Origin of the sequence: Prevotella sp. TF12-30 (genome assembly GCF_003436715.1) — a bacterium.
In the GTDB taxonomy this organism is placed as follows: Bacteria; Bacteroidota; Bacteroidia; order Bacteroidales; family Bacteroidaceae; genus Prevotella; species Prevotella copri_A.
Genome location: NZ_QSQJ01000071.1, coordinates 1 through 6,564 on the forward strand (window position 1 = coordinate 1; position 6,564 = coordinate 6,564).

Annotated in this window: 8 protein-coding genes; 3 read left to right on the forward strand and 5 right to left on the reverse strand. The window is 44.8% G+C overall.

Translation table 11 applies throughout. The annotated features are described in order from the left end of the window. Positions 1-191 precede the first annotated feature (191 nt). A complete protein-coding gene (locus DXD25_RS15690; protein ID WP_117664318.1) occupies positions 192-620 on the forward strand; it encodes a hypothetical protein in 429 nt (142 codons plus the stop codon). A gap of 655 nt (positions 621-1,275) precedes the next feature. Here DXD25_RS15690 and DXD25_RS15695 read toward each other — a convergent pair. The 4 genes from DXD25_RS15695 to DXD25_RS15705 form a co-directional block, all read right to left on the reverse strand. Continuing rightward, a complete protein-coding gene (locus DXD25_RS15695; RefSeq protein WP_370453431.1) occupies positions 1,276-2,172 on the reverse strand; it encodes an Rpn family recombination-promoting nuclease/putative transposase in 897 nt (298 codons plus the stop codon). Positions 2,173-2,350: 178 nt separating this feature from the next. Next, entirely contained in the window at positions 2,351-2,776 is a 426-nt protein-coding gene (locus DXD25_RS15700; RefSeq protein WP_117664320.1) for an N-acetylmuramoyl-L-alanine amidase, read from the reverse strand. A 53-nt stretch (positions 2,777-2,829) separates the two neighbouring features. Continuing rightward, a complete protein-coding gene (locus DXD25_RS16810; RefSeq protein ID WP_153095822.1) occupies positions 2,830-2,934 on the reverse strand; it encodes a smalltalk protein in 105 nt (34 codons plus the stop codon). Positions 2,935-2,961: 27 nt separating this feature from the next. Further along, on the reverse strand, positions 2,962-3,582 hold the full coding sequence (locus tag DXD25_RS15705; protein ID WP_117664321.1) for a DNA-binding protein: 621 nt from the start codon (positions 3,580-3,582) through the stop codon (positions 2,962-2,964). 1,068 nt (positions 3,583-4,650) lie between these two features. On the opposite strand from DXD25_RS15705, the gene DXD25_RS15710 reads away from it, so the two are divergent. Together DXD25_RS15710 and DXD25_RS15715 are read left to right on the forward strand one after the other, a co-directional pair. Next, positions 4,651-5,814, forward strand: a complete 1,164-nt coding sequence (locus DXD25_RS15710) for a replication initiation protein (protein WP_117664322.1) — start codon at positions 4,651-4,653, stop codon at positions 5,812-5,814. Positions 5,815-5,817: 3 nt separating this feature from the next. Beyond that, a complete protein-coding gene (locus DXD25_RS15715; protein WP_228115447.1) occupies positions 5,818-6,051 on the forward strand; it encodes a DUF4248 domain-containing protein in 234 nt (77 codons plus the stop codon). A gap of 180 nt (positions 6,052-6,231) precedes the next feature. Here the strand turns inward: DXD25_RS15715 and DXD25_RS17270 are convergent. Then, on the reverse strand, positions 6,232-6,564 hold a 333-nt coding region (locus tag DXD25_RS17270; protein WP_222847553.1), incomplete at its 5' end, for a hypothetical protein.

Sequence of the window (6,564 nt, forward strand, 5' to 3'; positions counted from 1 at the left end):
AAAAACGAAAAGGGTGCGCCATAGACTTATGACACACCCTCATATTTTTTTATAAAAGTATTAGCACACAGACTTTTTACGTTATTTTGCGTAGATTTTTGAAGTAAATCTCTCGTTTTTGCGAACTTTTCATTATCTTTGTAGCCGAAATCATTAAGTAATAAACCTATTATCAACAAACAATTGACGGTATGAAAAAAAATAAATTTCAATTAATCAGCGCATTCTTCTTCTCCCTGCTGTTCTTGTCTTGCTCACAAAAAGAGCAGAACATTTCATCAACAGCATCTTCAGAAAAGAATAGCATTTGCACTGCATCGGAACTTGGACTATCTGAGGCTGATTTTTCAGAACTCACTCCTAAGCAAAGAGAACAAAGAGCAGCAAACATAAAGTTGTCTGAATTTGTATCTTTAAAAGATAGTGTTTATAGTTTAACTATATCACAAAAAGAAGCGGAAGCGATGGGCATCAGCGAAGAAATGTACAAAAATGCATTAAACGAGATGAAAGTTGCCAATGAAGCCATTGCAAAATGCAACAAAGAAGGGAAACCTATTACTCTGACAGATGTAAAACCATCTATACAAGAGAGTAAAAAAAAACAACATTGTTTCTAGACTCACTTCTAGTAGAGCATTAGGGGATCAATATGGACATATAGAGACATATGGGAATACAGAAGGATATGACGCTTTTATGCCTAGAGAGGAGAATAGTAATGTTTTGTTTTATTGTCAGTCAAATGCAGCAATAACTCCTGTATATACATGCAAGACTTATATTTTCGGCAAGTGGAATTACGGAACCGCTGTAGGATGTTTAGGAGTTGAAACTAAAGTAAAAGTTCTACTTGCTGCTAGTGGTGCAGGTCTTACGGCAAAACTTTGTTTCGCTACAACTGACTCTAATGGAGGGCGATGTAATTGGCGTGCAGTATAAGTTATGTAAGAAGGCAAAATTAAAGTAATGGTTCCTTGCGGATTATTATATTCAATATGCCATAGAAAATGTACTATACGTTGACATAATAATATCCATTACGTCATCTTTTTCGAATTATCTTGGAGAGAGATTACTCTTTCTCCAAGATAATTTTCCGTAGCGCCGGATATGCCTTTCCTCCGTTAGGCGTTCCGGCGGATTTGCAATCCGCCGTCAAAAAATGTCCTAACCTCTTTATGCTCTGGGGATATGTTATCCCCAGCCCCAGGCAATAGTCAGCATATCGATGGGATGGGGGGATTTCTTATCTGTTACCTCTAAGATAATATCTTATTTCAATTTTTCTATCTGTTCCTGGGTAAGACCGGAATACTTCATGATCAGATTGATGTCAACGCTATCAGCAAGCATGTTCCTGGCAATATCCAGGGCTTTCTGGTTCATACCTTTCTCCATACCTTTTTTCATACCTTTTTCCATACCCTCTGCAAGACCTTCTTGCTTCGCCGTATCAATGGAGTTCTTGATATCCCGGTATGCCATCTTACTTGCTTCATACTCCCTCATTTCCTGAGGTGTGAACTTGGCAATCTCGGCTTCCTCAAAGAGACGGTCGAAAACCTTGTCGCACAACTCCTTCGGGCGTTGGGTAAGCTTATAGAGATTCTTCAGCGCATAAAGCCACTTCTCGTAGAGCGTTTCCAGTTCTTCCAGAGTCTTATTGAATTTCGCAATCTCTACATAGATAAACTCCAGCTTGTCGTAGAAAATCTTGTGGGTAGCGGTATCGCACAACTGTACATGATGGCGGATCTTCTCCTTGTCGAAGGCATCCTCATTCATGTTGAAGTTGAGCAGCGCAACAGTATAGACATGATTGAGCTTGAAATCCCAGTCATTCCCCTTGGGTGCCTGCTCGCGAATCGGGAAAGTGGAGTAGAAGAGGGAGCGGTCCTTGAAATAAGCCTGGTAGGCATTCTGCATTTCAACGATGAACTTCTCGCCGTTTTCTCCTTCGCAATACACGTCGAAGATGGCCTTGCGGTCGGTATAGACATCTCCCACATGCTCCGGATTCAGATACGACACATCCTTCACAACCTGTCTGCCATTAAACAAGCTGTTGAGGAAGCAAATGAGCAAATCCTTGTTCATTGCCGTTCCGAATATTCGCTTGAAGCCGAAGTCGGTCAGCAAGCTGATGTATCTTTCTTCTACCTGTTTCATACGCAATTCATTTAATTCAACATCTAGTTTCGCCGCAAAATTACGCTTTTTTCCTGAAACGACCAAATAAAAAGCGGGAAAACTGGCTGATAGACATTCATAACTCTTTCTATCACATAATGCAAATCCCCCAGCCCGCAGTTTGCAGGTTGGGGGATGATTCTTTCTGTTCCCATTCCTATACCTCCAGCAGCGGCTGGAGCTTGGTGGCATCGAAGCAGGGGCATGCCTTCTGCACGCCAGGCAGGTCACGATGACCCAGTATCACCTTGATGTCAGGAAAACGGTGGTGAAGGTTGATGATCAGCCAGAACATCGCATCCTTCTGGGCTGCCGTTCGGGTGTCGGCTATGCAGCCATTGACATCCAGTCCGCCCTCATAGCAGATGCCGATGGAGTTGGCGTTGGCTCCACGGGCATGCGCACCCATCCGCTCTACCGGACGGCACTCATGTACCTTGCCCTCGCGCGTAATATAATAATGATAGCCGATGTCAAACCAGCCGTTCACCTCCATATGGTCGTGGCGCAGCTGCTCTACTGTGTAAGGGTGATTGCAGCGGCTACCGCTGCAATGCACCACAATCATATCAATCTTTCTCATAGTCTATTAATTAAACCTGATAATCCATTGTTAAACCCAGGAGACGGTATGCCCTAAAAAGAGCAGGAAGAAACTCCCATAGCCCCCAAAAGGGCTGTTAATACCGTCACCACAAACTTGATGACCTCATTCCATGTCTGCTTGTTCTTAATACTCATATACCTAATCTGTTAATAATTAATATTTTATAAATTTACATTGTCGCCGTTGCCGGAATCCTCGCCGGTGTTGCCGGTATCCTCACCAGTGCTGCCGGTGCCCTGCGATGTGCCGCCTCCGGTGGTGCTTCCTGGCTTGCCGGTCTCGTCTGTGCCGTCGCCAGTCGCCTCGTCCTTCTTGTACTTCTTTGCCTCCTCGATGTTGAGCGTCTTGGCGCCCGCCTTCTCTGCCTTCATGGCTGCAATCTGCAGAGCTCTGGATGCCACCTGCTTGTAATCCAGGTCAGTGAACTTGTTCTTCACTCCCTCTCCAGGGATATACTGGATGTTTGCTCCGGTGATGTTGACGTCGCTGCGGAAGTCGGCAGGATTATCTACTCCTGTACTGGTAAGCTGGAGTCGGAACTTGCCCAGCTCGCCAAACTCCACCTGGTTGCCGCGCTGAAGCTCTGTTACGAGGTTATCTACTGCGCTCACCAATACTGCGGTGCAGTCTGCACGGGATACGGTGGTCTGCTTCTCGATCAATCCTGCAAACATCTTGAGCGAGATGGAATCGTTGATCTGTGTGCAAGCATAATACTTGCTGTCTGAGGTCTTGTCACCCGGCTTTGCCAAATGCTTGGCTAAACTAAAACTTACTGACATACTACTAAAATTTTAAAAGATGAATAACTCTTGTTGTGTATCGGACTCTTCCCGATTACATATGCAAAGATACGACATCCGGCAGAGGCGATTTGCACACTTTGGTCCAAGATGGTTCACTTTCGTCCTTTTTGGTTCACTTTGGTTCAAGATGGTACTCTTTCGCCTGCGTCATATATGATACTTGCCTGCGTCATATATGATGATCGCTTACGTCATATATGATGATTGCTTACGTCATATATGATACTTGCCAGCGTCATATATGATGCAAGCTCATGCCGTATATGGCGTAGGCTGATGCCATATTGGGTGTAGGCTGATGCCCAATATGCCTCTTGCAAGCACCCTATATGCCGATGTCTGAACCCATCTTTCCTGGTGTTGCTACACTCTCGGGGAGTGGGTGATTTTTATGCTATCATCTCGGCGAGAAACAGCTACCATCTCGGCGAATGGGGGTGGCTGAAGCTACACTCTTAGCGAGAGGTGGAATGCTAAGTGCTTGATAATTAGATGGATAGATTCGAGAAAGTGGCCCTTATACTATACCATATATAGTAATATATATACTTTATTATACTTTTTATACTATACGTAAACGCGTGTGAAAAATCATTTTTTTTAGAAATTTTGATGGAAAATGTATTTTTTTCTTTGTTTTTTTTGGTTATTTCGAAAAAAGGTGTTACTTTTGCAATCGGTTAGCTGAAATGGCATCAAAAGCTATGGCAAAAAGCTGTTGTGTCATAAGGCTGATACAAGTGAGGGTTTTACAAATACTCCGAGAGTTCAGGACTTACCTCTTTCCTGTTCTTGTGAGTTTGGCATTGGATCCTTACCTGGGCATTCTGTGTCCGATTGATTCGAAGAAAAGAATAGTCGGCACGGAATGGATGGTAAGCATATCAAAATGCCAAAAGTGTTGACTAATTAGAGGTAATATTTCCCTAATAGGGAAGGTGGTCAGCATTTATTTGTTATCTTCACCTATCCTTCTGTGTCGATTTCTTTTAAAAATATGAATTTGCCTACCTTAAAAAGGCAGACAGCTAACAAGGAAAAGAAATGACAAAACCTATGAACAATGTAATCTCCATGCTGGGAGTTCAAGGACTGTCGCGAAACAATTATTCCGTTGTGCAGCTCAAGGTAGTTTTGGCCATTGTAGGCCATGCTCAGAAAGTGATTAAGGACTACGTGGTAGATGGCCAAATGCCTAATAAGTCTATGCGTAAGCGTTTGACAGCCAAGCAGATGACTGATGGTTATGTTGTCGTCGTCATCCGCTTGTCGGATCTATGCGCCCATACCAGCCGCTATAGCCAGGTTAAGAATGCGATAGTGGATATGGCGAAGCGCAAGCCGATAGCCATCCCCTACAAGTGTGATGTGAACCAGGTGACCTATTACGCTGAATTTCCAAGACTTTTCTCTTGTGAATTCATCAGGATGGGAGGTCATCTGGCGGTGGAGTTCCGTTTCTCCAACGATCTGCTGGACTACTTCTACAGTTTCGACAAGGGGGTAGCCCATGTGCATCTGGATGTGGTGAATCACTGCTGTAGTGCGTCATCCATCAAGCTCTACATCATTACCCTCTGCTGGGCGTTGAAGGGATATACCAAGATAGATCCCAAGAAGTTTGTGGCGCTGATGCACGGCAGGGAGAATTATTACAAATACTTCAGCGATCTGATGTCGAAGAGCCTCCAGCCGGCACTCGATGACCAGAAGCGACTCTACGACTGTGGCATGGTGGATCAGTATCTCACGCTATCTACCTATTATTCCGAGGAGGATGCCCTGAGAGCCGAGCAGCGCTGCGTGGGGTGGCCTACCTACCTGGTTTTTACGGTCCACTGCCGTGAGGATGAAGTGCAGGACGATAAGATTCCGGAGGAATTGCGCTCTCAACGTATCCAGCTGAAAATCAAGCTGATGAATCGTTATGATGTAAGCGAGGCTACTGCGAAGGAGCTGAGCAGTCATCTCTTTCTGGGAATGTTGGGCGACTTTGTGGTGTGGTTTGAGCGCAAGGAAAAGTATGTTGCTGAGCGCATCCGTCTGCATCAGCCTATGAAGAAGGCGGCATATATCGTGAGTGTCCTCCGTGGTTTCTTCAAGGATAGAGGCAGTCTGCCTGTGAAATCTTCCGGGGCATCCTCTCCGGATCCTGTTCCCGTGGCCAAGCCTTTTCCTCCTGTGTCGTCTAACCTCAAAAATGACTAGCTTATGCAAGATGCCAATCACAATAACAATATGATGATGGGCAAGGCTGATCTCGCCTTGCAGTATTTCCCGATGGCGGGCGACAAGATTACGGCTCGCCGACACCTGATGTCATGGATCAAGCGCTGTCCACCCCTATGGGAGGGCATCCGCCAACTGGGCTATCATCAGCGGTGTCAATACTTTTCTCCCAAAATGGTGCAATTGATTTACCATTTTCTGGGAGAGCCTGGCTAAAGGCTGAATAGTGAAAATTATTTATCATTACAGCAGTTTACAGGCTATTTTAGCCAAAAATCTCCCTATAAGCCAGAAAAAACTGTGCTTATAGGGAGATTTCTATTGCGCCGGATATCCCATTTTCCGGGCGTTTGAGAAGATTGAGTTGAATATAGAACTATATTTACATTGTTATTCTTATGCTTCTTCTTCAGTTTCTTCATCCTTCAATGACTCCAGAATCTCTACGAAAGGACTGTGGAAGGTACTGAAGAGATGGAGAATCTCCTTGCGCTGCTCCTCATCCTCCTCCCAAAGGCTGATCTCCGTAGCGCCGGATATGTCCTTTCCTCCGTTAGGCGTCCCGGCGGATTTGCAATCCGCCGTCAAAAAATGACCTAACCTCTTTATGCTCTGGGGATTTGCAATCCCCAGCAACCAGGCTGTTGCCAGCATATCGATGGGATAGGGGATTACAAATCCCCTGGCATAATAGGTCGAACCTTTTTTACGACGGATTGCAAATCCGTC